The organism is Microbacterium sp. Be9 (assembly GCF_011754135.1).
Taxonomy (GTDB): Bacteria; Actinomycetota; Actinomycetes; order Actinomycetales; family Microbacteriaceae; genus Microbacterium; species Microbacterium maritypicum_A.
In genome coordinates this window covers 123423-146972 of the sequence record NZ_WNWT01000001.1, presented here as the reverse complement: position 1 = coordinate 146972, position 23550 = coordinate 123423, and the positions used below count along the sequence as shown (strand labels likewise).

Annotated in this window: 22 protein-coding genes; 13 read left to right on the top strand and 9 right to left on the bottom strand. The window is 68.4% G+C overall.

Annotated elements, in window-relative coordinates:
• The first annotated feature begins 105 nt into the window (after positions 1–105).
• Entirely contained in the window at positions 106–1095 is a 990-nt protein-coding gene (locus GLO27_RS00745) for an SDR family oxidoreductase (protein ID WP_021198122.1), read from the top strand.
• A gap of 10 nt (positions 1096–1105) precedes the next feature.
• Here the strand turns inward: GLO27_RS00745 and GLO27_RS00740 are convergent, their stop codons facing one another.
• The gene (locus tag GLO27_RS00740) at positions 1106–2212 is read right to left on the bottom strand and encodes an acyl-CoA desaturase (protein ID WP_167253141.1); all 1107 of its coding nucleotides are present in this window, start codon (positions 2210–2212) and stop codon (positions 1106–1108) included.
• 255 nt (positions 2213–2467) lie between these two features.
• Entirely contained in the window at positions 2468–3442 is a 975-nt protein-coding gene (locus tag GLO27_RS00735; RefSeq protein ID WP_318387400.1) for an arsenic resistance protein, read from the bottom strand.
• A 103-nt stretch (positions 3443–3545) separates the two neighbouring features.
• Here GLO27_RS00735 and GLO27_RS00730 point away from each other — a divergent pair, with 103 nt between their 5' ends.
• The gene (locus GLO27_RS00730; protein ID WP_029266035.1) at positions 3546–4235 is read left to right on the top strand and encodes a GntR family transcriptional regulator; all 690 of its coding nucleotides are present in this window, start codon (positions 3546–3548) and stop codon (positions 4233–4235) included.
• 34 nt (positions 4236–4269) lie between these two features.
• On the opposite strand, the gene GLO27_RS00725 is transcribed toward GLO27_RS00730, so the two are convergent.
• Complete coding sequence (locus GLO27_RS00725; protein WP_167253139.1) at positions 4270–5826, bottom strand: amino acid permease; 1557 nt, start codon at positions 5824–5826, stop codon at positions 4270–4272.
• A 317-nt stretch (positions 5827–6143) separates the two neighbouring features.
• Between GLO27_RS00725 and GLO27_RS00720 the strand changes: the two genes are divergently transcribed.
• Both GLO27_RS00720 and GLO27_RS00715 read left to right on the top strand, forming a co-directional pair.
• On the top strand, positions 6144–7166 hold the full coding sequence (locus GLO27_RS00720) for a TerC family protein (RefSeq protein ID WP_021198117.1): 1023 nt from the start codon (positions 6144–6146) through the stop codon (positions 7164–7166).
• Positions 7167–7260: 94 nt separating this feature from the next.
• On the top strand, positions 7261–8541 hold the full coding sequence (locus GLO27_RS00715; protein WP_021198116.1) for a hemolysin family protein: 1281 nt from the start codon (positions 7261–7263) through the stop codon (positions 8539–8541).
• Between the two features lie 106 nt (positions 8542–8647).
• Here the strand turns inward: GLO27_RS00715 and GLO27_RS00710 are convergent, their stop codons facing one another.
• From GLO27_RS00710 to GLO27_RS00690, 5 genes are all read right to left on the bottom strand, one after another.
• Entirely contained in the window at positions 8648–9553 is a 906-nt protein-coding gene (locus tag GLO27_RS00710) for an arginase family protein (RefSeq protein WP_021198115.1), read from the bottom strand.
• A 40-nt stretch (positions 9554–9593) separates the two neighbouring features.
• Positions 9594–10514, bottom strand: coding sequence for an SDR family NAD(P)-dependent oxidoreductase (locus GLO27_RS00705; RefSeq protein ID WP_021198114.1), 921 nt, complete (start codon positions 10512–10514; stop codon positions 9594–9596).
• A gap of 32 nt (positions 10515–10546) precedes the next feature.
• Positions 10547–11230 carry a cation transporter gene (locus GLO27_RS00700; RefSeq protein ID WP_021198113.1) on the bottom strand — a complete coding sequence of 228 codons (684 nt, stop codon included), beginning with the start codon at positions 11228–11230 and terminating at the stop codon, positions 10547–10549.
• A complete protein-coding gene (locus tag GLO27_RS00695) occupies positions 11230–11565 on the bottom strand; it encodes a metalloregulator ArsR/SmtB family transcription factor (protein ID WP_021198112.1) in 336 nt (111 codons plus the stop codon). Before GLO27_RS00695 ends, GLO27_RS00700 begins: the two co-directional genes overlap by 1 nt.
• Positions 11566–11629: 64 nt before the next feature.
• Positions 11630–12178: a hypothetical protein gene (locus tag GLO27_RS00690; protein WP_021198111.1), complete on the bottom strand. Its 549-nt coding sequence runs from the start codon at positions 12176–12178 to the stop codon at positions 11630–11632.
• 155 nt (positions 12179–12333) lie between these two features.
• Between GLO27_RS00690 and GLO27_RS00685 the strand changes: the two genes are divergently transcribed.
• The 3 genes from GLO27_RS00685 to erm all read left to right on the top strand — a co-directional run bounded on the left by GLO27_RS00685 (position 12334) and on the right by erm (position 15124).
• Positions 12334–13536: a histidine kinase gene (locus GLO27_RS00685; protein ID WP_021198110.1), complete on the top strand. Its 1203-nt coding sequence runs from the start codon at positions 12334–12336 to the stop codon at positions 13534–13536.
• Entirely contained in the window at positions 13533–14135 is a 603-nt protein-coding gene (locus GLO27_RS00680) for a response regulator transcription factor (protein ID WP_136025318.1), read from the top strand. Before GLO27_RS00685 ends, GLO27_RS00680 begins: the two co-directional genes overlap by 4 nt.
• 224 nt (positions 14136–14359) lie before the next feature.
• Positions 14360–15124, top strand: coding sequence for a 23S ribosomal RNA methyltransferase Erm (gene erm, locus GLO27_RS00675; protein WP_167253137.1), 765 nt, complete (start codon positions 14360–14362; stop codon positions 15122–15124).
• 57 nt (positions 15125–15181) lie between these two features.
• Here erm and GLO27_RS00670 read toward each other — a convergent pair whose 3' ends face one another.
• Positions 15182–15994 (bottom strand): alpha/beta hydrolase, encoded by an 813-nt coding sequence (locus GLO27_RS00670; RefSeq protein ID WP_167253135.1) that lies wholly within the window; start codon positions 15992–15994, stop codon positions 15182–15184.
• A 151-nt stretch (positions 15995–16145) separates the two neighbouring features.
• Between GLO27_RS00670 and GLO27_RS00665 the strand changes: the two genes are divergently transcribed.
• From GLO27_RS00665 to GLO27_RS00640, 6 genes are all read left to right on the top strand, one after another.
• Positions 16146–16652 (top strand): methylated-DNA--[protein]-cysteine S-methyltransferase, encoded by a 507-nt coding sequence (locus GLO27_RS00665; RefSeq protein WP_167253133.1) that lies wholly within the window; start codon positions 16146–16148, stop codon positions 16650–16652.
• Positions 16653–16756: 104 nt separating this feature from the next.
• Positions 16757–18160 carry a threonine synthase gene (thrC, locus tag GLO27_RS00660; RefSeq protein WP_167253131.1) on the top strand — a complete coding sequence of 468 codons (1404 nt, stop codon included), beginning with the start codon at positions 16757–16759 and terminating at the stop codon, positions 18158–18160.
• Between the two features lie 240 nt (positions 18161–18400).
• Entirely contained in the window at positions 18401–19738 is a 1338-nt protein-coding gene (locus GLO27_RS00655; protein WP_021198104.1) for a cytosine permease, read from the top strand.
• A 40-nt stretch (positions 19739–19778) separates the two neighbouring features.
• On the top strand, positions 19779–21326 hold the full coding sequence (locus tag GLO27_RS00650; RefSeq protein WP_029259726.1) for a hydantoinase/oxoprolinase family protein: 1548 nt from the start codon (positions 19779–19781) through the stop codon (positions 21324–21326).
• Position 21327: 1 nt separating this feature from the next.
• The gene (locus tag GLO27_RS00645; protein ID WP_167253129.1) at positions 21328–22428 is read left to right on the top strand and encodes a DUF917 domain-containing protein; all 1101 of its coding nucleotides are present in this window, start codon (positions 21328–21330) and stop codon (positions 22426–22428) included.
• Positions 22425–23543, top strand: a complete 1119-nt coding sequence (locus tag GLO27_RS00640; protein WP_029259728.1) for a DUF917 domain-containing protein — start codon at positions 22425–22427, stop codon at positions 23541–23543. Before GLO27_RS00645 ends, GLO27_RS00640 begins: the two co-directional genes overlap by 4 nt.
• Positions 23544–23550: the final 7 nt, after the last annotated feature.

The window sequence follows — 23550 nt, the reverse complement described above, 5'->3', positions numbered from 1 at the left end:
AAGGAGTCTCACGGAACCCATGCGCGTCCATCCCGATCACTCACGACGTCCCGACCTCGTCGAAACGACGCCGACCCGGCGACGCCGGCGTGACAGGATCGGGACATGGGCACACAGGACATCCTCTTCATCGGCGGCAGCGGTGTGATCAGCGCGGCTTCGGTGCGACGGGCGGTCGAGCTCGGACATCGAGTCACCGTTCTCAATCGCGGTCGCTCCGAGGAGAGGGCGCTGCCGGAAGAGGCCGAGCTCCTGCAGGGCGACATCCGTGACGCGGACGCGGTGCGGGCAGCGCTCGGGGACCGTGAGTTCGACGTCGTTGCCCAGTTCACCGCCTTCACCCCCGCCCACGTGCAGGCCGACATCGCGCGTTTCGCCGGCCGGACCGGGCAGTACGTGTTCATCAGCTCCGCGTCGGCGTACCAGAAGCCGCCGTTGCGCTTCCCGATCACCGAGTCGACCCCGCTCCGCAATCCGTTCTCCGGGTATGCGCGAGACAAGATCGCCTGCGAGGATGCCCTGACGAGCGCGTACCGCGATCAGGGATTCCCGGTCACGATCGTCCGCCCTTCGCACACCTACGACTGCACCAGCATGCCCACGCTGGCCGGGTGGAACGACGTCGCTCGGATGCGCGAGGGTCGGCCGGTCGTCGTCCACGGCGACGGTACCTCACCGTGGACGATCACGCACACGAACGATTTCGCGCTGGGTTTCGTCGGCCTCTTCGGGCGCCGTGACGTGCTCGGCGACGTCTTCCACATCATGGGGGACCACGCGCCGACGTGGGATCAGATCTACACCTGGCTGGGCGAGGCGGCAGGGGTCCGTCCCGAGCTGGTGCACGTGTCCTCCGACACGATCGCCGCAATCCGGCCGTCGTTCGCCGCAGACCTGCACGGCGACAGGGCTCACCCGATGGTGTTCGACACCGCCAAGATCCGACGTATCGTCCCCGAGTTCTGCTCCCGTGTGCCGTTCTGGATCGGTGCGCAGGAGATCATCGAGTATCACGATGCCACGCCGGCCCGACAGGTCGTCGACGCCGATCTCGACGCCGATCTGGACCGGATGATCGCGACCGTCCGCGGCTAGAGGCGGCGGTTCACGACCGCAGCGGCACCCCGATCGCGAGCCGCTGATCCGCGAGCGGGCAACGGAACACGTCGCGCTCGCCGAGACCGACCCGGTTGATGTAGCGAACCACGATCGCGTATGAGGCGAACAGGCCGACCTGGGTGTATTGCACGTCGTGCTCCCGGCAGTACGCGGCGATGATCGGGGCGGCGCGACGCAGATGCGGGCGGGGCATCGAGGGGAACAGATGATGCTCGACCTGGTAGTTCAGTCCACCCATGGCGACGTCGAGGAAGCGGCCGCCGCGCACGTTCCGACTCATCAGCACCTGCCGCCGCAGGAAGTCCAGGGTCATGTCCCGAGGTACGACCGGCATCCCCTTGTGGTTGGGGGCGAAGGCGATCCCCATGTAGAACCCGAACAGTCCCAGTTGCACCGCCAGGAAGACGAAGGCGATTCCGGGGGACAGCACGATGAACACCAGTACCAGGTATCCGATCATGCGGACGCTGAGGAACGTGATCTCGGCCCACCGGCGTTCGAGCCGGCCCCGCGCGAACATCCGCCGCACGCTCGAAGCGTGCAGCGAGAGTCCTTCGAGGAGCAGGATCGGGAAGAACAGCACGCCCTGATGTCCGCGCAGCCACGTGATGACCGGTCCCTGGTGCCTCGTCGCAGCCTCGGCGGAGACGGCGATCACGGGGAGCTCAATGTCGGGATCGGAGCCCAGCTTGTTCGGGTTGGCGTGGTGGCGGGTGTGCTTGTGCTGCCACCATCCGTAGCTCATGCCGACGAGCAGGTCGCCGAGGATGATGCTGATCCAGTCGTTCCACCGGCCGGACACGAAGATCTGCCGGTGCGCCGCATCGTGCCCGAGGAACGCGATCTGGGTGAACACGATCGCCAGGACGGCGGCGGTGAACAGCTGCCACCACGTGTCGCCGATCCAGAGGAACGCGAGCAGGCACACGCCCACAGCGATCGGGGCGGCGATGAGCTTCGTCCAGTAGTAGCCGTAGCGCCGGTGCAGGAGCCCGCGCTCGCGTACCTGCTGCGCCAACTCGGTGAAGGCGCTCGATCCCCGGGGCACGTTGTCGCGCGGACGGGTGTGGACGGTCGGACGGATGACGTCCATGATGACCTCGTCTCCGGCGTCGCCCAGAGCGGGCGGCGGAGGTGTTGTTCTTTCGCGAACGGCCCTTCAGAGCGTCGCGTTCGGATCTTCAGTTGTGCTCGCTGGTGCTGACGGTACGCGCCCAAGCTGGGTGCGCGTCCAGGGTCGGGACGGCGCCCGACGACTCATGATCGGAAGCCCGATCAGCGTGCGCAGCTGTTGGAGTACGTCCCGACAGTGCTCGACGGTCCGCCGGGGCGATGATCGTCGCGGCGCTCAACGCTGCCTGATCACGCGTGGGATCACCGCGACCATCGCCACCATGACGATCAGCTCCACCATCGTCTGGGTGACGACGACGAGCGGCGTGAGCGTGAACGCGTCGGGCAGGGCCAGAGCGAGCGGGAGCACGACGAGAGAGTTGCGCGTGACACCGCTGAAGACGACCGCGCGGCGGCCCGGCGTGTCCAGGCCGGCGACCCGCGCGAGGACTGCGCCGAGGGGGGCGGCGATCACGGCGAAGATCGCGAAGACCGGCACCGTGAGGAACAGGCGCCCCCACGCGCCGCCAACGGCGAACACCTGCGAAGCGACGACGGCCGCGAGGGTGAGCATCATCAGCGGCACCATCGCCGTGGCGGAACCGCGTTCGATCACGCGGGCCGAGGCGAACCTCCTGGTCAGCACTTGGGTCAGTGCGGCGAGTGCGAGCGGCAGTGCGATCAGCAGCAGGAACGCGTCGATGAACGGGCGCGGGTCGACGGCCTTCATCGCATCGGGGCCGAGGAAGAGGGAGAGGTAGACGGGGAGCAGCAGCATCTGCAGCAGCATGAGCAGCGGCGTCGCGGCCAGAAGCCGGGAGCGGTCGCCGCCCGCCAGGCCCGTGAACACGATCACGTAGTCGACGCACGGGGTGAGCAGCACGAGAAGCACCCCCAGCAGGATCGCCTCATCGGCCGCCACCACTCTGCTCACGCCGAAAGCCAGCGCCGGCACCACCACGAAGTTCAGGAGCAGAAGCGTGCCGAGGAAGCGCCCGTCGACGAATGCCCGTCCGATGTGCGCGAACGGCACGCCCAGGAACGTCGCGAACAGCAGAACGCCGAGGAGCGGGGTGACCGCCGACTCCCACACCGGTGCCGTCGAGGGGGAGAGGAGGCCGACGACGGCGCCGACCGCGATCGACGCCAGGTACAGCGTCACCTGATGCCGTTCTCCCCATGCCGTGAACGCGCGCACGGTCACCTCCACGACCCGGTATTCTCTCGCCCGTTACGTCGGATGCGATACATTGCAGTGTAGGTAGAACTTCAGGCTCTACAGCGATTCCGTGCTCGAGTGGAGGACAAAAGCGGTGGCACTCTCAGGCGGACCCCTCGAGCGCAGGTCGATGAGCGACGAGGCGTACAACCGGTTGCAGGATGCGATCATCAGTGGCGAGCTGCGCCCGGGTGAACGTCTGCGAGACTATGAGCTCGCAGAGCGCCTCGGCACGTCGAAGACCCCGATCCGGCATGCCCTGGACCGCCTCGCCGACCACGGTCTCGTCGAGATGCAGCGCAACCGCTACACCCGCGTCGCCCCGATCGATCTCGATCAGGTCCGCAACGCCGTCGATCTCTTCGGAGACATCTGGATCGGCTCGGTGCGCCACGTGATGCCCCTGATCCAGGACGACGACATCGTCTATCTCACCGAGCTTGCCGACGAGATGTCCGCGGCGGTGAAGGCACGCGATGTGGCGGGGTTCGGTATCGCGCTCCGTGCGGCCGCCACCGGATTCGCGCGCATCGAGGGCAACGCGTCGCGAGCCGTGATCATCGAACGTCTCGGGCCGCAGATCCGGAGGTTCAGCCAGCACTCGCGGGATGCATTCGACTGGGAGGTCGTCGGTGCTTTCGTCGTCTCCCTTCGGGAGGCGATCCTCGAGCGTGATGCGGTGAAGACCCGCGCGGTCCTCGTCACCTTCTTTGACGAGGTGCTCCCCGCCATCATCGATCGCGCCCAGGAACAGGAGCTCATCCGCTCCGATATCCAGGACTAGCGGGCTCATCCAGTTCTAACGGACTGCAGCTCGCTCAGGCCGAGTCGGACGTCGCCGTCGGTTCAGGCGTGAAGTTCGCACCCCGTCGCAGCGCCTGAACCTCGCTGATCCTTCGCCGGGCGAGGAACCAGCCGCCGATCAGTGCGGGGACGATGACGATCAGCGTGCCAACGGTCCAGGTTCCGGTGGGGTAGTCGAACGCCATGAGGACGATCACCGACGCCAGGAAGGCGAGGGTGAGGTAGGACGTGAACGGCGCCCCGAACAGTCGGAACGACGGCCGCACGATGCGTCCCTGCAACGCCCAGGAGCGGAGGCGCAGTTGGCACAGGATGATCGTCGCCCACGCGGCGATGATGCCCAGCGCCGACATGTTCAGCACGATCTCGAAGGCGTCGTCGGGAACCGCGAGATTGAGCAGGACCCCGATCAGGGCGAACCCTGCGGTGAAGAGGATTCCGGCGACCGGGACACCACGCCTGCTCATCAGCCCGGCGACCTTCGGGGCCGCACCGGAGGCGGCGAGGGAATGGAAGACGCGGCCGGTCGAGTACAGGCCTGCGTTGAGCCCGGAGATCGCGGCGGTGATCACGACGAAGTTCATGGCGCTCCCGGCGATCGCCCCGATCTCCGGGCCGCTGATGTGGGTGAAGAAGGTCACGAAAGGACTCTCCCCGGCTCGGTAGACCGTATACGGGAGCAGGAGTCCGAGCAGGAGCACCGACCCCACGTAGAAGACGCCGATCCGCAGGATCACGGAGTTGACGGCTCGAGGTACGAGCTTGGCCGGATTCTCGGTCTCGCCGGCAGCTGTACCGATCAGTTCGATCGAGGCGTAGGCGAACACGACGCCCTGCATGACGATGACCGCGGGAAGCACGCCTTCGGGACTGAAGCCTCCGTTCTCGCTGAGCATCTGCAATCCCGTCGGGCCCTGATCCGTCTCCCAGCCCGCGGCGAGGACCACGATGCCGATGAGGAGGAAGGCGACGAGAGCGGCGACCTTGATGATCGAGAACCAGAACTCCATCTCGCCGAACAGGCGGACCGAGACGAGGTTGAGTCCGACCACCACCACCAGCGCGACCAGGGCGAGCAGCCACTGGGGCACGACGTCGAACGCCGACCAGTAATGCACGTACAGTGCGACGGCCGTCGAGTCGACGATCGCGACCATGCCCCAATTCAGCAGGTAGAGCCACCCTGCGGCGAAGGCCAGCTTCTCGCCGTAGAACTCGCGAGCGTAGGAGATGAACGATCCGGATGACGGCCGGTGGAGCACCAGCTCGCCGAGCGCTCGGAGGATGAAGAACGCGAAGACACCGCAGATCAGGTAGGAGACAGCGAGCAGGGGGCCGGCCGTGTGCAGTCGTCCCCCCGCTCCCATGAAGAGGCCGGTGCCGATCGCTCCGCCGATGGCGATCATCTGCAGATGCCGCGCCTTGAGAGAGGTGTGATACCCGGTCTGCTCGTGTGCGAAGTCCTGGACCGACGTCGACACGTCGCCGAGCCTCTCGCGGTCGTTCTCGAGATCAGGGGCCCGGTCTCGGGCGCCCGGCTTCTCGGCGGCATCATCGCTGGCGTGCGGCATCGCGGCTCCTGTCTGGTCGGGTGACGCTCCGCAGCATCGGACGCGACCGAAAAGGGATAGACGGGTAATACGTGAAATGTTACTGATTCACGCGTCGAAACCCGATATGCCGTTCTCTCTCGGGGCGTGACGTTATCGGCAGATCCACAGGAAGAGCAAAGGGTCTTCTCCTAATCTGAAGACACCCAAGGGGAGTACTCCGACACGGTGGGGTCGTCATTACGGATGCACGTCGCATCCCGGGCCACCGGTTCCATGTTCCATGGAATGGAGAAGACTTTGGCGGTACTGTCGTACCCCGAGTCTGGAGTCCGCATTTGGATATCACCCCTCTGATCTGGATCATCACGATCGCGGTCACGATCGCCTTCTTCGTCTACGAGTTCTTCGCTCACGTGCGCACACCGCACGAGCCGACGATCGCGGAATCGGCGCGCTGGTCGATCTTCTACATCAGCCTCGCGCTGCTGTTCGGTGTGGGTATCGGCGTCTTCTCCGGGTGGACGTTCGGCGGCGAGTACTTCGCCGGATACCTCACCGAGAAGGCCCTGTCGATCGACAACCTGTTCGTCTTCCTCATCGTGATGACGGGTTTCGCCGTGCCGAAGAAGTACCAGCAGAAGGTGCTGATGATCGGCATCGTGATCGCGTTGATCCTGCGCGGCATCTTCATCGCCGTCGGCGCGACGCTCATCGAGAACTTCTCGTGGATCTTCTACCTGTTCGGCGCTCTGCTGCTGGTGCTCGCCTATCGTCAGGCGTTCAGCAACCACGAGAGCAACCCCGCGAACGGGCGCTTCATGACGTTCGTCCGTCGGCACTTGCCCGTCAGCGACGAGTACAACGGCGACCGGCTCACGGTCGTGAAGAACGGCAAGCGCTTCGTCACGCCGATGCTCCTCACCATCATCGCGATCGGCTTCATCGACCTGGTGTTCGCGGTCGACTCGATCCCCGCCATCTACGGCCTGACCGACCAGGCCTACATCGTCTTCACGGCGAACGCCTTCGCGCTCATGGGACTGCGACAGCTGTACTTCCTCATCGGCGGTCTGCTCGAGCGCCTCGTCTACCTGGCGCAGGGACTCGCCGTCATCCTCGGATTCATCGGCGTCAAGCTGGTCCTGCACGCTCTGCACGTCAACGAGCTGCCGTTCATCAACGGCGGCCAGGGCGTCGAGTGGGCGCCGGAGATCCCGATCTGGTTCTCGCTGCTGTTCATCGGCGCGACCATCGCGGTCGCCACGGTGGCGAGCCTCATCAAGACGCGCCGTGCACCGGGCGACACCTCCCACGACATCTCATCCGCCGACACCACCACCAAGAAGGAGCACTCTTGAGCGCGCAGCGCTGTTCTGACTCTTCGGATTCTGACAGTACGAGCGCCCGGTTCGTCCCGGGCGCTCACCCCACCACAGACGAGGCGGCCCGTTGATGGGCGACCTGCTCTGGAACATCGCCCTCGTCTTCGCGTTCGTGCTGATCGGCGGTGTCTTCGCTGCGACGGAGATGGCGCTGGTCACGCTGCGCGAAAGCCAGATCAATGCGATCGGCCAACGAGGGCGGCGCGGTGCGAAGGTCGCCGCCCTCGCCCGCAACCCCAACACGTTCCTCTCGGCGGTGCAGATCGGTGTGACCGTGGCCGGGTTCGCCTCGGCGGCATACGGAGCGACATCGATCGCGCCGTCGCTGGCGCCGGTGCTCGAGTCATGGGGTCTCGCCCCCGCTCTCGCCCTCACCGTCGCGACCCTCGTGCTCACGCTGGTGATCGCCTACCTGTCGCTGGTGCTCGGCGAGCTCGTGCCCAAGCGTCTGGCGATCCAGAGAAATGCCCAGTTCGCCTACGCGGTCGCGCCTGCCCTCAACGGGTTCGCGACGGTCATGCGGCCGGTGATCTGGCTGCTCTCGGTCTCGACGAACGCCCTCGTCCGAGTGCTCGGGGGAGATCCGCACAAGACGAGCGACGAGATGACCGACGAGGAGGTGCGCGACATCGTGGCGAGCCATCAGGGGCTGCCCGATGACGAACGGCGCATCCTCGATGATGTGCTCTCCCTCCGTGGGCGCCAGGTCAGCGAGGTCATGCGACCGCGCCCCGAGGTCGTCGCCCTCGATGAGGCCGCGAGCGTCGGCGAGGTGATGGCGCAGGTGCGCGACCTTCCCTTCTCGCGTTACCCGGTCTCGGAGACCTCGATCGACGACATCACCGGATTCGTGCACGTGCGTGATCTGTTCGAGGCCGCATCCGACGACCCGGAGCGTCCGCTGAGCGCGCTGATGCGCGACATTCCCTACATCCCCTCGACTGCGCGCGTGCTGCCGACTCTGACCCGCATGCGGGCGGAGGGCCACCACATCGCGGTGGTCGTCGACGAGTACGGCGGCACGGACGGTCTGGTCACCCTGGAAGACCTCGTGGAGGAAGTCGTCGGCGAGATCTTCGATGAGTACGACGCCGAGGTGTTCATCTCTGCGGACGACGGCATCGACGGACGCCTCAACCTGCAGGACTTCGAGGAGGCGACGGGGCTGGCGATGCCGCGCGGTTCATCCGACACCATCGCGGGTTTCGTGACCGAGCAGCTCGGGCGTCTCGCGGTCGTCGGTGACGTCGTGGAGGTGCCCGGAGCCACGATCCAGGTCGCAGAGGTGGACCGCCGACGCATCGCCCGCGTGCGGGTCATGACCGAACCCGTCGTCGAGCCGGAGGCGTGAGTCCAGGCGGTGGCTCTGACGAGTCCGGGCGTCACGAGCCCGGCCGTCAGGAGTCCGGCCGTCAGGAGCCCGGCCGTCAGAGGCGCCGATGTCAGAGGCGCCGACGTCAGGGGCGCCGCACCCGAGTGCCCAGTTCGCCGAGGCCCGCTGTGAGCACCTCGACGAGCAAGCGTGCGTAGCGCCCATCCGGGTCGAGGTCGGGATCGAAGACCGTAATGGAGGCGCCGATCGCGCGAGGCGCGAGTTCCCGCAGCAGTGCGGTGAGTTCCGCCGCGCTGATTCCGCCGGCATCGGGGCTGTCGACCGCGGGCATGATGGTCGGGTCGAGCACGTCGACGTCGAGTTGGAGCCAGTACGCGGGACCGGCGACGGCGGCGCTCTCTGCACCCACGCGAGCGGCTCCGAGAGAGGTGACATCGGCGGCGGGCGTGACGCTGCCGAGGATGCCACGTACCTCGTCCTGATCCTCATCGTCGGCGCGGTGACCGATGTGCGCGGTGTGCGCGGACGGGAAGTAGGGCGCGAGCCCGTCGATGTCGGCGATCGACGGCCAGTGTGCGCCGACCGCGGCGGCGAGGGCCTCCCCGGCCACGCTCGCGCATTCGTCGCTGTTGCCCGGGTGGCGGAAGTCGGTATGGCCGTCGATGTGCACGAGGCCGACACCGCCGCGGCGTGCGGTCGCGAGACCCGCTCCGAGGAGGATCGCGCAGTCGCCGCCGATCACAAGGGGAGCCTCGCCGCGGTCGATGGCCGCGCCGATGCGCGTGGCGAGGCGCTGGGAGTGGTCGATCATCGCGCTCTCGTTGCGCACGCGGCCGGCCGGCCGGGTGTCGTCGTCATCGACGTAGCGGCCGGCGAGGACGACGCCGGAGTCGGAGGCACCGCGTTCGACGAAGCGCGCGAAGAGGCCGGCATCGCGTAGCGCTTCCGGCGCCTTCGCCGCGCCCGGCACGCTCCCGCGCTCCGGCGGGCGCAGGCCGAGGTTCGACGGGGCAGAGAGCAGTGTGATCATGGGCTCATCCTGCCGCGGGGGTCGGACATAGCGGCCCGGATCATGTCGGGAAACGCACCCCGGTGAGGCGCTCTGCCGCGGTCCACAGCTGCGCCCCGACCGCGGCGGAGCGCACGTCGTCCGATGCGGTCACCCGTGTCGGCGTTCCGCGGAACTCGAGCAGTCCGCCCGGACCCCAGTAGTCGCCGTCGACGACCTCCGAGGCGGTCGCGGCATGCACGATCGGGAGGGCCCCGCCGTCCTTGCCCTGCACGAGTGCTCGGGTCGGGGAGGCCACGGCACGGACGAAGCCGGAGACCTCGGCGAGGCCCAGTCGTGGGGGAGTGAGGGGATCGACCGCATAGCCCGGGTGTGCGCAGACCGCCGCGCGAGAGGAACCCGACCAGCGTCGCGCGAGCTCGAAGGCGAAGGCCATCAACGATGCCTTCGACCTTCCGTACTGTCGAAGCGAGGAGCCGCTCCACGGTGCGTCGAGGCTGGCGGCATCGAGGGCGGCGGCATCGAGGTGTGCGAATCGGTGCGCGATCGATCCGACGGCGACCACGCGGGCATCCGGGGCGAGGAGGGGCTCGAGCTGGGCCACGAGTGCGAAATGACCGAGGAAGTTCGTGCCCACCATGAGGTCGAGGCCGTCGCTCGTGCGCGCCGAGCGGTCGGCCGCCTTCACCCCCGCGTTGCAGATGACCGCATCGAGTCGCTCGCCCACCCCCGTTGCGGCCAGGGCGATGCTGTCGAGGGAGCCGAGGTCGAGCCCCCGCACGCGCAGGTCGGCAGCCGGAACCCGGCTTCGGATCGCGGCGACCGCGGTCTGCGCACGTTCGGGGGAGCGGCAGCCCAACAGCACGCGTGCGCCCCGGGCGGCGAGCTGTTCGGCGCACCAGTATCCGATGCCGGCGTTCGCGCCGGTGACCAGCACTGTGCGTCCGCGCAGGTCTGCGGGCGGGAGGGGAGCGGCATCCATCTCCCCAACCTAGGCGTTGTGCGCGTCAGTGGTCAGTCGTCGTGGTGGTGGTGGTGGTGGTCGTGGTCGTGCGCGTCCTCGTCGTCGAGGAGCATCCCCACCGAGGTCGCGCAGGCATCGCCCTTCCACGCCTCGATGCCCTCGCGCACCGCGAAGGCGGCGATCACGAGACCGGCGACGGCATCCGCCCACCACCATCCGAGCAGCGAGTTGGCGATCAGCCCGATCAGCACGGCGGCGGAGAGATAGGTGCAGATGAGCGTCTGCTTCGAGTCCGCGACGGCGGTGGCCGATCCGAGTTCCTTGCCCGCACGTCGTTCCGCGAGGGACAGGAAGGGCATGACGGCGACGCTGACCGCGGTCAGGACGATACCGATCGTGCTGTGCTCGGGCCGCTCGGTCGTGACGAGCGCGGCCACGGAGGTGGCTGTCACGTAGAGCGCGAGCGCGAAGAAGGCGACGGCGATCACCCGCAGGGTCGGCTTCTCCCAGCGCTCCGGATCGCGGCGGGTGAACTGCCAGGCGACGGCGGCCGCGGACAGCACCTCGATCGTCGAGTCCAGCCCGAAGCCGATGAGCGCGGCGGATGAGGCGACGGAGCCGGCGGCGATCGCGATGACCGCCTCGATCAGGTTGTAGCCGATCGTGATGCCGACGATCAGGCGGATGCGGCGGTGGAGGGTGTCGCGGCGCGCCGCGGTTGCCGTGGCGGTCATCAGCAGGTGCAGCCTTCGCCCGAGCAGCAGTCCGGCTCGACGATGAGGGTGACCCGCATGAGCATGTCGAGGGCCGGAGCGAGGTGGCGATCCGCGAGCCGGTAGCTGCTGCGGCGTCCCTCCGGAACGCTCTCGACGAGCCCGCATCCGCGGAGACAGGCGAGGTGGTTCGACATCGCCTGCCGCGAGACGCCGAGGACGTCCGCGAGGTCGGCGGGGTAGCGCGGTGCTTCGCGCAGCGCCAGCAGGACGCCGGCGCGGGTGGAGTCCGACAGCGCATGCCCGAGGCGGGCGACGGCGGCCGTGTGGGTGAGGGAGGCCAGAGCAGTGGTCACGCCACTACTGTACAGAAAATCCTGAATTCAAGAACACCTGAATTCAGGATCTTCTGTGAGGGTCTCAGCGGATCGCGTACACCGCGCTTCCGACGATGACGGCCACGACGGTGGTCCAGCCGATGATGGCCAGAGCCTGCCAGAAGAGGATGCGCGCCCTGCCGATGCCGGAAGCCGCGAGCATGGTCGCGGTGAACTGCGTCGGCAGCAGGAGCGGTCCGAGCAGGCTGACCCCGGGAACGCCGTAGCGCTCGAACGCACGCTGGAACTTCTCGCGACGCGCGGTGCCGCGGCCCGTCTCGGCCGCATCCGCGGCCGGCTCGTCGATCGTGCCGCCGCCGGCACCGGCGAGCGCCGCGGTCTTGGCGCGCGAACGGTTCACGACGGCCTGTCGGGCTCCGGAGCTGACGAGCACCACCACCAGGACGCAGAGGAAGTTGCCCACGATCGCGGCGATCGCGGCGATCACCGGAGAGATGCCGCCGATGATGCCGATGCTCACCGCCCCTTCGCCCTCGATGAAGGGGATCGCGCCGGCGAGGGCGACGATGAGCGGCTGCACGAGCTCGGGGACCTGGGCGACCAGGTTCTGGAAGGTCTCGATGAGGTTCAAGGGATGCTCCCGGTTGTCGGTGCGAACGGAGTCTCCGCCGCGATGACTCCAGTCCAGCCGAGTGCTCCGTTCGGCGGCAGTGTCGGCCCGTCATCGCTTCCCGGGCGGATCGCACGACGCATCCGTGACAACTGTCACGGCCCTATCGTGGGAGCGTGAGCAGCCGCGTCGAGCCCCTCGCCCCCGTCGAACCGAGTCCGGGGGCGAGACAACTGTCTCGCGGTATCACGGCGACGTGGTGGTACACCGTGACCGCCGTGATGTTCCTCCAGGTGATGCTGGTCTTCGCGTGGACGGGCATCCTCGCCGCGCAAGGTCAGAACGGTCCGCTGATCCTCGTGGTCGCCGTCGGCGGCCTGGTGTGGTGCGCATCGACGGCGTTGCTCCTGTTCGACTACCGCCACCGTGTCGACGCGGTGCCGGGATTCCGCTGGAGGCGCATCGCCGTCCCCCTGCTCATCGCCGTCGCGTACGGCACCGTCGCCGGGACGCTTGCCGGGAGCTGGCAGCTCGCGGCGATGCCGATCGTCCAGTCGGTGGTGCTCCTGAACTGGCCGCGAGGCATCCGCATCCGCGTCGTCGTGGCGGGAACGCTGCTCCTGCTGGTGCTGGCCGCCGTCGACTCCTCCGCTCACGCCTTCGGTGCGGTGCTCGCGTGGTGGGTGGCCGTGATCTACACCGCACTCTTCCCCGTGATGACCGTGAGCTCGTTGTGGTGGTGGGATGTGCTCGTCACCCTCGACCGCGCCCGCACCTCGGAGGCGAAGCTCGCCGCGACCCAGGAGCGGCTGCGGGTCGCGACCGACGTGCACGACCTGCAGGGTCACCATCTCCAGGTCATCGCGCTGCAGCTCGAACTCGCCGAGCGTCTCCTGCCGAGCGATCCGGATGCCGGCATGGAGCAGCTGCGCGCCGCGCGGGTCAGCGTCGACGAGGCGCGTCAGGGGACCAGGGACCTCGCGACGCGCTTCCGCTCGGTGCCTCTCGGCGATGAACTCGCCAACGCCCGCGACCTGCTGACCGCGGCCGGGCTCGAGGTGGACGCCGCCATCGGTGCGGATGCCGACTCCGCACCGGCATCGGCCCTCGGCCCGGTCATCCGTGAGACGACGACCAACGTGCTGCGCCATGGCGGCGGGGAACGCGCACGCCTCGTGCTCACGCGCGTCGCGGGCACGTGGCGATACGAGATCGCCAACGACGTCGTGCCCGGCGCGGTCGACGAGCATGACGGGTCCGGATTGGATGGCGTCCGTCGGCGCGTCGAAGAGGTCGACGGCACGCTCGACGTGCGTCGGGACGCGGACGAGTTCGTGGTGGTCGTGACGGTCCCGGCGCGGTCGGAGGAGACACGATGATCCGTGTGCTGATCGCCGACGATGAGGCGATGATCCGCTCCGCGCTCGCAGCCCTCCTCCGGCTGGAAGACGATATCGAGGTCATCGCCGAGTGCGAGGACGGCGAGCAGGCGGTCGTCGAGGCTCTGCGACTTCAGCCCGATGTATGCCTGCTCGACCTCGAGATGCCCGGGCTCGACGGCGTGCAGGTGGCCGAGAAGCTGCACAGGGCGATCGCGACGCGGTGCGTGGTCGTCACCCGTCACGCGCGTCCAGGCGTGCTGCGCCGTGCCCTGGCCTCCGGTGTCTCCGGCTTCCTGCCGAAGTCCCGTGGGGCCGACGAGGTCGCCGCCGTCATCCGCCGGGTCGCGGCGGGGGCTCGCTACGTCGATCCCGAGATCGCCGCCGATGCCCTGAGCGACGAGCGCTCACCGCTGACGGACCGTGAACTCGACGTGCTGCGTGCCGGTCGGCGTGGGGAGACGACGGGGCAGATCGCACGAGCGCTCGCTCTCGCCCCGGGGACGGTGCGCAACCACATCTCCGTCATCCTCGGAAAGCTCGCGGTCGGCACCCGTCAGCAGGCTGTTCTCGTCGCCGAGGAGCGCGGCTGGATCTGACGGCCGATATGCTGATGCGCATGGGAACGATATGCGCAGCGCCCGTGATGGGGCGCAACCTCGTGTTCCGCGACCGCCGCGCCTGACGGCGCGCTCGCTCATCGCACGCATCTGCGCGCCGTCCACCGAGATGTCATCGCACCTCGGGACGGGCAGTCCTCAGCGACGCCTCTTCGCGTCCTCCCCCCTCCGAGGTGCTCCGATTCTTCTTCTGGAGCGCACTCATGCCTCGTTCGATCCATGGTGGCCGTCACGAACTCGGCCAGAACTTCCTCACCCATCGTCCGACCCTCACCCGCATCTCCGGCCTCGTCCGCCAGACGTCCGGTTCGATCCTGGAGCTCGGCTGCGGTGACGGCGCCCTGACCCGCGCTCTCGCACAGCTGGGCAGGCCGCTCACCGCGATCGACATCGACGAGCACCGCGTGCACCGACTGCGCGCGACGCTGCCCGGCATCCGTATCGAGATCGCCGACGCCACACGTCATCCGCTCGATGCCGAGGTGGTCGTCGGCAACATCCCGTTCCACGTGACCACGCCGATCCTGCGGCGCCTGCTCTCGCGCGGTCGCTGGAACGAGGCGGTGCTGCTCACGCAGTGGGAGGTGGCGCGCAAGCGGGCAGGCGTCGGCGGTGGCACCATGATGACCGCGCAGTCGGCGCCGTGGTTCGAATTCTCCCTCGAGGGGCGGGTGCCGGCGTGGGGCTTCTCGCCGCAGCCGAGTGTGGACGGTGGCCTGCTCGCGATCACCCGACGTGGTTCTCCGCTCGTCCCTGTCTCCGATCGGCGAGCGTACGAGGAGTTCGTTCGGTTGATGTTCACGGGGCGGGGAGGCAGTCTGCCCGCCGTCGTCGCGGGTGCGGCGCGGATCCCGATGTCTCGAGCACGACGCGTGGTGGCGGCTGCCGGGGTGACCGGCCGGAGTCTTCCTCGTGATCTGCATCCGGAGCACTGGGCCGCGCTCTGGCGCCAGGTCTCGCGGGAATGACGCGCTGAGGCCGTCGAGCGCTGAAGGGGCTCGACGGCCGCGTCCGTCACGTCGTCCTCAGTGCGCGAGGACCTCGCGCAGGCGGGCCGCGAATTCCGCAGGATGATCGACGAATCCCGTGTGGTCGCCGGGGAAACGGGTCGGCTCGATGTCGAGCTGTGCACCGAGTGCCGTCGTCGTGCGCTCGCAGAGCTGGTCGACCGACTCCTCGCCGATACCCAGGACGAGGTCGTCCGCCCGTGCCCGCAGAGTCTCGGCGTCGGGCTCCCAGCGCACGCTGGCCGGCAGCTCGTGCTGGAACCAGAACTGCTCGTCCTCCTGATGCTGCGGATCAACCTCGCCGCCGAACCACTGGATGAGCATCTCCTCCGGCATCGGGATGTTCGCCTGCGCGAAGAACAGCCGCCAGGCGCCGACGCGGTCGCCCGAGAGGGCTGCCGCGGTGAGCTCGTCGGTGAGACGACGCTGCTCGACGCGGTCGGGGAGCAGCTCGAGCAGCGGGGGTTCGTGGGCGATGACCGTGGACGCGAGGTCTCCATGCGATTGCACGAGCGCCAGGCTGGTCACCGCGCCGCCGCTCGATCCGAAGACGACCGCCGGTCCGCGATCGACGTGGGCGATGAGTGCCGCGAGATCGTCGGCGCGCTGCTGGGGGCTCGAACCCCGGGAACGGTCGTGGAGGATGCTCCGCTTGGCGCCGCGCGGGTCGGATGTGAGCACCGTGTGATCGGTCGCGAGTTCGACGGCGAACGGGGCGAAGGCATCGGCGTCCATGGGGGCGCCGATCAGGACGAGGAGCGGTCCTTCACCGCGGAGTTCGTAGTGGAGACGGACGTCGGGCAGGTCGAGCGCAGCCGTGGTGGTGCTCATGTGGTGCTCCTTGTCATCGAGGTGGCGTTCCCGTGCTCTGCGGTTTCGGTAGGTCCAGGTTCGCCCCCCGATGCGTCCTGGCGCCATACCCGTCCGCAGAGTGCCGCGGACGATCGCTGTCGCTGTCGCTGTCGAGAGGTACCCTCGACGCATGCCCGCCTTCGCAACGCTCGCGACCCCGGTCGGCGTCATCGGCGTCGTCAGCGACGGTGCGGCGATCACCCGCGTCACGCGGCGATCGACTCCGCCCGAAGGGAGCCTGGCGCCGTCAGACGCCACCTCCGATCCGCTGCTCGCCGAGGCGCTCGCCCAGCTCGCCGCGTACTTCGCGGGCACCCTGCATCGCTTCGACGTCCCCGTCGATCTCGGGGATCAGACGGTCGCGACGCGGGCGGTCCTCACGGTGCTGCACGAGACGGTCGGCCACGGTGAGACGATCACCTACGGTGGACTCGCCGCGCGCAGCGGCACAGATGTGCCGGCCCGGGGGATCGGGTCGATCATGGGGGCGAACCCCGTCCCGCTGATCGTGCCCTGCCACCGGGTCGTCGCGGGCGATGGGCTCGGCGGGTACTCGGGCGGCGATGAGGGACACGGGCTCGAGACCAAGCGCTGGCTGCTGGAACACGAGGGTGCGTTGCCGACCTCTCTGTTCTGAGCGGCTCTCTTCTGAGCGGAAGCCGCCGCTCGTGTCATCGCGTCATCGCGGACGGGAACACCCTGCGAGAATGGACGGGCCGAGTCCCGAGCCGAGGAGCCAACGTGCAGTTCATCTCCACCCGCGGCGGCATGCAGCCGCAGTCGTTCAGCGAGACGCTGTTGGAGGGCCTCGCGCCCGACGGCGGACTGGCGGTGCCCGAGGCCATGCCGACCGTCGACGGCGAGACGCTCGAGCGGTGGCGCGCCCTGACCTACCCGCAACTGGCGACCGAGGTCCTCGGTCTGTTCGCGACCGACATCCCGCGCGCCGACCTGGCGCGCATGACGGATGCGGCCTACGCCGACTTCCCCGACGGCGTGGTGCCGCTGCGCGCGATCGATGACGAGCTGACCCTGGTCGGGCTCTCCGAGGGGCCGACCCTGGCGTTCAAGGACATGGCCATGCAGTTCCTCGGCCAGGTGCTCGAGTACACGCTCGAGCGCAACGACTCCGTGCTCAACATCCTCGGCGCCACTTCGGGAGACACCGGATCCGCGGCAGAGCACGCGCTGCGCGGCAAGGAGCGCGTCGCGGTGTTCATGCTGTCGCCGCAGGGACGCATGAGCGCGTTCCAGCGGGCGCAGATGTTCTCGCTCGACGATGCGAATGTGCACAACATCGCGGTCGATGGTGTCTTCGACGACTGCCAGAACCTCGTGAAGAAGCTCGCAGGAGACCTCGACTTCAAGCGCTCGCAGCACTTGGGGGCCGTGAACTCCATCAATCTGGCGCGCATCACGGCGCAGACCGTCTACTACTTCTGGGCGTGGCTGCGGGCGACGGACGCCGGTGGCTGGACCGAGCTGTCGTTCACGGTGCCCTCCGGGAACTTCGGCAACATCCTCTCTGGGTTCTTCGCGAAGCAGATGGGACTGCCGATCCGGCGCCTCGTGCTGGCGGCGAACGAGAACAACGTGCTGGACGAGTTCTTCCGCACCGGCGTCTACCGGCCGCGCAGTGCGGCCCAGACCCTCGCGACCTCGAGCCCTTCGATGGACATCTCCAAGGCGTCGAACCTCGAGCGGTTCATCTTCGAGCTGGTCGGTCGCGACCCGGCCCGCGTCGTCGGCGCCTGGGATGACCTCGAGGCGCAGGGCCACTTCGACTTCTCCGCCGAGCAGGAGCGCTTCCTGGAGGAGTTCGGCATCGTCAGCGGCACCTCGACGCACGAGGATCGACTGGCGACCATCCGCGCGGTGTACGAGACGACCGGTGAGGTCATCGACCCGCACACGGCGGATGGCGTCAAGGTCGCACGCGAGTACGTCGAGCCCGGTGTGCCGATGCTCGTGCTCGAGACGGCCAAGCCGGAGAAGTTCGCCGAGACGATCCATGAGGCCATCGGTGTGGAGCTCGGCTACGCGCCGGAGCTGCAGGAGATGCTCGACGCGCCTCAGCACGTGACCGAGATGGGTGACGACGAGCACGCGCTCCGCGCCTTCATCGAGACCAACGCGCTGCACTGACCTTCGACCTCGACCCGCGAGGTGGTCGAGACCACGCCTCGAGCCGAGACCCACCCCTGGCGATGTCCGCAGGGGTGGGGTCTCGTCGTCAGGTCGTGATGTTCCGGCGGCCGTGGACGGAGGGAGTGGTGTGCGATCTGCACATCCATGGGTGATTCTCGTGCGATATGCACATGTCGGCCGTGTGGGAAGCGTCGCTACTGTGGCGCACAACCCGTTCCCTCCTCCCGAAGGATCCTCATGGCACGCACGGCGCACGCAGACGACTTCGCGCTCTCCCGAGTGACTCCCGAGGCCCGCAGACCCTGGTTCGGAATCGCCGTGCAGCGATTCGGGCAGGTCTCGGCCCTCTCGCAGTTCCTCCTCGGCGCGACCCTCGGTTACAGCATGACTTTCGGCGAGGCCGTCCTCGCCTTCCTCTTCGGCTCGCTCATCCTCGAGGTGATCATGTGCGTGGTCGGCTTCATCGGCCAGCGCGAGGGCCTCAACACCGCCCTGCTCGCACGCTGGACCGGCTTCGGCGAGATCGGCGCCTCGCTGGTCGGCCTCGCGATCGGCATCAGCCTCATCGGCTGGTTCGGCATCCAGTCGGCCATCTCCGCGCAGTCACTCGACGCCCTCATGCCCGGTGCCCTGCCGGTCTGGGCCTGGAGCCTCATCTTCGGCCTCGCCGTCACCGCGATCGTGGCCTTCGGCTTCGTCGGGATGCAGTGGCTCGCGAACATCACCGTTCCGCTGTTCCTCATCCTGGTCGGCTGGTCGGTCATCACCGAGCTGAGCCGTCACGACATCGGCGAGCTGCTCACGGGACCGGCGCCCGGACCGACGATGAGCGTCTGGGCCGGAACCGGCATCGTCGCCGGTGGTCTCATCGTCGGTGCGATCATCACGGGTGACATGACCCGCTTCAACCGCTCGCGCGCCGACGTGATCAAGCAGACCGTCCTCGGCGTCTCGCTCGGCGAGTTCGTGATCGGTCTCGCCGGCGTGCTGCTCGCCCACGCGGCCGCCACGGGCGACATCGTCGCGATCGTCACCTCGTCGGTCGGTTTCATCGGTCTGTTCATCGTGCTCACCGGCACCCTGAAGATCAACGACTGGAACCTGTACTCCTCCACGTTGGGCCTGGTGAACTTCATCTCCACCGCGTTCGGCAAGAACCTGCACCGTGTCACGACGACCATCGTGCTGGGTGTCGTGGGATCGATCCTCGCCGCGGTCGGCATCCTCGGACAGTTCACCGAATTCCTGATCGTGCTGAGCGTCGCGTTCCCGCCCATCGCCGGGATCATGGTGGCCGAGTACTACATCGTGCGCCGCTGGCGCCCCGACCTCGACGCCACCCGAGACGCCGGCACCCTTCCGACGACCGCTCCGCGCATCGTTCCCGCGACGATCGTCGTGTGGTTGGTCTCCGCGCTGGTCGGCTACTTCGTGACCTGGGGCATCCCGTCGCTGCTGAGCCTGTTCCTCTCGATGGTGCTCTACATCGTGGCCGGCAAGCTCGGCTGGGTCCGTGGCGTCGGTGTGGCGACGACACGACAGGCCACCTCGGTCGAAGCAGCAGCAGCGGCCTGAGCCGCCTGAGACAGACACCCCTCACAGGAAAGCGAGAATCATGCATATCGGCATCGACGTCGGCGGTACCAACACCGACGCAGTCCTCATGGACGGCACCCGCACGCTCGCGGGCGTGAAGCACTCGACCACCCCCGATGTCACCGGTGGCATCATCCAGGCGATCGAGGACCTGCGGGCCGGGCACGCCTTCGAGGGCGCCGACGTCGATGCCGTCATGATCGGCACGACGCACTTCATCAACGCGCTCGTGCAGGCCAGCCGCCTGGCACCGGTCGCCGCCCTCCGGCTCGGACTGCCCGCCACGCGGGCGCTGCCGCCGCTGATCGACTGGCCCGAGGTTCTGGTCGAAGCCACGCAGGCCCGCAGCTATCTCGCCCACGGCGGCTATGAGTTCGACGGCCGGCCGATCTCGCCGCTCGACCCGGACGAGATCCGGGCGCACGCGGAGGACATGAAGGCGCATGGCATCCGCTCGGTCGCGATCTCGTCGGTGTTCAGTCCGGTCAACCACGACCTCGAGGTGCGGGCGGCTGAGATCGTCGCGGAGGTGCTGGGTGCGGACGCCGCCATCTCGCTGTCCCACGAGATCGGTCGCATCGGGCTGCTGGAGCGCGAGAACGCGACCATCATCAATGCGGCGCTGCGCGAGCTCGCATCGGAGATCGTCGACGGGCTCACCTCCGCCGTGCGCGCCCAGGGCATCGAGGCGCCGATCTTCCTCAGCCAGAACGACGGCACGCTCATGGACGAGGAGTATGTGCGGCGCTACCCGGTCGCGACCTTCGCCTCCGGGCCGACCAACTCGATGCGCGGGGCTGCTGCCACGAGCGGACTCGACGACTGCGCCGTGATCGACGTGGGCGGCACCACGGCCGACATCGGTCTGCTGATCAACGGCTTCCCGCGTGAGACCGCGAACGAGGTGAAGGTCGCGGGCATCCGCACCAACTTCCGGATGCCCGACGTGCTCTCCCTCGGCATCGGGGGCGGGAGCATCGTCGACGAGGAGACCGCCGAGGTCGGTCCGGCTTCGGTCGGATACAAGCTGACCACCGAGGCTCTGGTCTTCGGCGGTTCCACCTTGACCGCCACCGACATCGCGGTCGCCGCGGGTCGCGCACAGGTGGGCGATGCGAGCAAGGTCGCTCACCTCGACCCGGCATTCGTCGAGCGGGTGCTCGCCCGCATCGCTGAACGCGTGTCCGAAGCCGTCGACCGCATGCGCACCTCGCCCGAGCCCATCGCGGTGGTCGCTGTCGGCGGGGGATCCATCCTGCTCCCCGATGAGCTGCCGCTGTTCGGCACCGTGCACCGCCCGGAGAACTATGCGGTCGCCAACGCCATCGGCGCGTCGATCGCGCAGGTCGGCGGCGAGATCGACAAGGTCTACGCGATCGAACCGGGGCGTCGCGACGAGACCATCGCCGAGGTGCGCGCCGAAGCCGTCGACAAGGCGATCGCGGCGGGCGCGAAGCCGTCGACCGTGTCGATCATCGACTTCGACGAGGTGCCGATCCCGTATCTCCCCGGGAACGCGACGCGTATCCGCGTGAAGGCCGTCGGCGACCTCGACATGGGAGCGTGACATGAGCTGGACGATCACTCCCGCGCACATCGACGGTCTCGCCCGCGGTGCTGCCGTCCTCGGCACCGGCGGGGGAGGAGACCCCTACATCGGAGCGCTGCTCGCTCGTCAGGCGCTGACCTCCGGCGACGTCACGGTCGTCGGCCTCGACGAGGTCCCCGACGACGCTCTCGTGCTGTTCGTCGCGATGATGGGAGCACCGACCGTGATGGTCGAGAAGCTCCCGAGCCTCGCCGAGGTCATCGAACCGGTCAGGGCGCTCAGCGTGCACCTCGGCCGTCCGATCACCCATATCGCGTGCGCCGAGGTCGGAGGGGTCAACTCGACCATCCCGATCGCCGCCGCTGCCGCGCTCGGCCTTCCGCTGCTCGACGCCGACGGCATGGGGCGAGCATTTCCGGAACTGCAGATGGTGCTCCCGACGCTGTACGGCGTGACGGCATCGCCGCTCGCGTTCAGCGATGAGAAGGGCAACACCGGCGTGCTGCAGACGGTCGACAACTCGTGGACCGAGCGCATCGCCCGCGTGGCCTGTGTCGAGATGGGGTGCTCGGTCATGATCTCCGGGTTCTCGATGTCGGGATCTGCCGCGCGGGAGTCGCTCGTCTCGGGGTCGCTGTCCCGCTGCATCGAGATCGGGCGGCGTATCGCCGCCGCACGCGACGAGAAGACCGATCCGGTCGCGGCGGTCGTCGAGCTTCTCGGCGGGCGCGAGCTGTTCGACGGCAAAGTCGTCGATGTGCACCGCGCTACCACGACCGGCTTCGCGCGCGGACGTGCACGCATCGACGGCGACGGCGACGCGACGCTGACGCTGCAGTTCCAGAACGAGCATCTCGTGGCCGAGGCCGACGGGACTGTGCTCGCGACCACTCCCGATCTGATCATGGTGCTCGACGGGGAATCCGGCGAGCCGATCACGACCGAGGCTCTGCGTTACGGACAGCGCGTGCGGGTGATCGCGGCCCCCGCCGATGAGCGCTGGCACTCGGAGGCGGCGCTCGCGATGGTCGGCCCCGGCTACTTCGGGTACGACATGCCGGCGCACCGCTTCGACGGCAGCATCTCGGCAGGATTCGTCTCGAGGGGAGCCGCGGCATGAGCTGGCAGCTCACCGCCGCAGACCTTCCCGATCTTGCCCGCGGTGCGACGCTGCTGGGCACCGGCGGCGGGGGCGACCCGTACATCGGCAAGATGCTGGTCGAGCGCGTGCTGGGGGAGGGGAGCATCACGATCCTCGACCCGGACGAGCTCGCCGACGACCTCTTCGTGATCCCGACGGCCCAGATGGGCGCGCCGACCGTGATGATCGAGAAGATCCCCGCCGGGACCGAGCCCACCCTCGCCCTGCGCACACTCGAAGAGCACCTCGGGCGGAAGGCGGACGCGACGATGCCGATCGAGTGCGGGGGCATCAACTCGATGATCCCCCTCATCGTCGCGGCGGAGACCGGGCTGCCCGTGGTCGACGCCGACGGCATGGGCCGTGCCTTCCCTGAGCTGTCGATGGAGACCTTCGCCGTGTACGGCGTGCACGGGTCGCCCCTCGCACTCGCGGGAGAGCGGGGTGAGAAGGTCGTGATCGACACGGGAGACGACGACCGCCAGATGGAGTGGCTTGCCCGCGGCATCACCATCCGACTCGGCGGCGTGGGACACATCGCCGAGTACGCGATGACCGGAGCCGACGTGCGCCGGACGGCCGTTCCCCGGACGATCTCGATGGCCCTCGCGCTGGGCCGCGCCATCCGGATCGCCCGTGAGGAGCATCGCTCGCCGTTCGACGCGATCGCCGAGACCCTGGCGAGCACGCTCTACCCGCACCTGCGCGAACTCTGCGTCGGCAAGGTCGTCGACGTCGAGCGGCGCACGACCGAGGGGTTCGCCAAGGGGAGAGCCGTCATCGCGCCCCTCGGTGCCGACGAAGGCGACACCTTCGAGATCTCCTTCCAGAACGAGAACCTCATCGCCCACCGGAGCGGGACGCTGGTGGCGATCGTGCCCGACCTCATCTGCGTGGTCGATCACGAGACGGCGGAGCCCATCACGACGGAGGGCCTCCGCTACGGGCAGCGCGTGCGGGTGCTCGGCATCTCCACACCGGAGATGATGCGCACACCCGACGCGCTCGCCGCCTTCGGCCCGTCCGCGTTCGGCCTCACGGCGGAGTTCGTTCCGCTCGAGACGCTGGCCGCGGGTGAGGACGTTTCTCCCTAGGCTGGAG

What these genes read in the sequence shown, in the direction of transcription:
- GLO27_RS00700 (WP_021198113.1), bottom strand. Translation starts at nt 11,230, where the DNA reads ATGACCGCCACGGCAACCGCGGCGCGCCGCGACACCCTCCACCGCCGC.
- GLO27_RS00655 (WP_021198104.1), top strand. Translation starts at nt 18,401, where the DNA reads ATGGCACGCACGGCGCACGCAGACGACTTCGCGCTCTCCCGAGTGACT.
- GLO27_RS00725 (WP_167253139.1), bottom strand. Translation starts at nt 5,826, where the DNA reads ATGCCGCACGCCAGCGATGATGCCGCCGAGAAGCCGGGCGCCCGAGAC.
- GLO27_RS00640 (WP_029259728.1), top strand. Translation starts at nt 22,425, where the DNA reads ATGAGCTGGCAGCTCACCGCCGCAGACCTTCCCGATCTTGCCCGCGGT.
- GLO27_RS00710 (WP_021198115.1), bottom strand. Translation starts at nt 9,553, where the DNA reads ATGATCACACTGCTCTCTGCCCCGTCGAACCTCGGCCTGCGCCCGCCG.
- GLO27_RS00745 (WP_021198122.1), top strand. Translation starts at nt 106, where the DNA reads ATGGGCACACAGGACATCCTCTTCATCGGCGGCAGCGGTGTGATCAGC.
- GLO27_RS00645 (WP_167253129.1), top strand. Translation starts at nt 21,328, where the DNA reads ATGAGCTGGACGATCACTCCCGCGCACATCGACGGTCTCGCCCGCGGT.
- erm (WP_167253137.1), top strand. Translation starts at nt 14,360, where the DNA reads ATGCCTCGTTCGATCCATGGTGGCCGTCACGAACTCGGCCAGAACTTC.
- GLO27_RS00670 (WP_167253135.1), bottom strand. Translation starts at nt 15,994, where the DNA reads ATGAGCACCACCACGGCTGCGCTCGACCTGCCCGACGTCCGTCTCCAC.
- GLO27_RS00715 (WP_021198116.1), top strand. Translation starts at nt 7,261, where the DNA reads ATGGGCGACCTGCTCTGGAACATCGCCCTCGTCTTCGCGTTCGTGCTG.
- GLO27_RS00705 (WP_021198114.1), bottom strand. Translation starts at nt 10,514, where the DNA reads ATGGATGCCGCTCCCCTCCCGCCCGCAGACCTGCGCGGACGCACAGTG.
- GLO27_RS00665 (WP_167253133.1), top strand. Translation starts at nt 16,146, where the DNA reads ATGCCCGCCTTCGCAACGCTCGCGACCCCGGTCGGCGTCATCGGCGTC.
- GLO27_RS00680 (WP_136025318.1), top strand. Translation starts at nt 13,533, where the DNA reads ATGATCCGTGTGCTGATCGCCGACGATGAGGCGATGATCCGCTCCGCG.
- GLO27_RS00650 (WP_029259726.1), top strand. Translation starts at nt 19,779, where the DNA reads ATGCATATCGGCATCGACGTCGGCGGTACCAACACCGACGCAGTCCTC.
- GLO27_RS00740 (WP_167253141.1), bottom strand. Translation starts at nt 2,212, where the DNA reads ATGGACGTCATCCGTCCGACCGTCCACACCCGTCCGCGCGACAACGTG.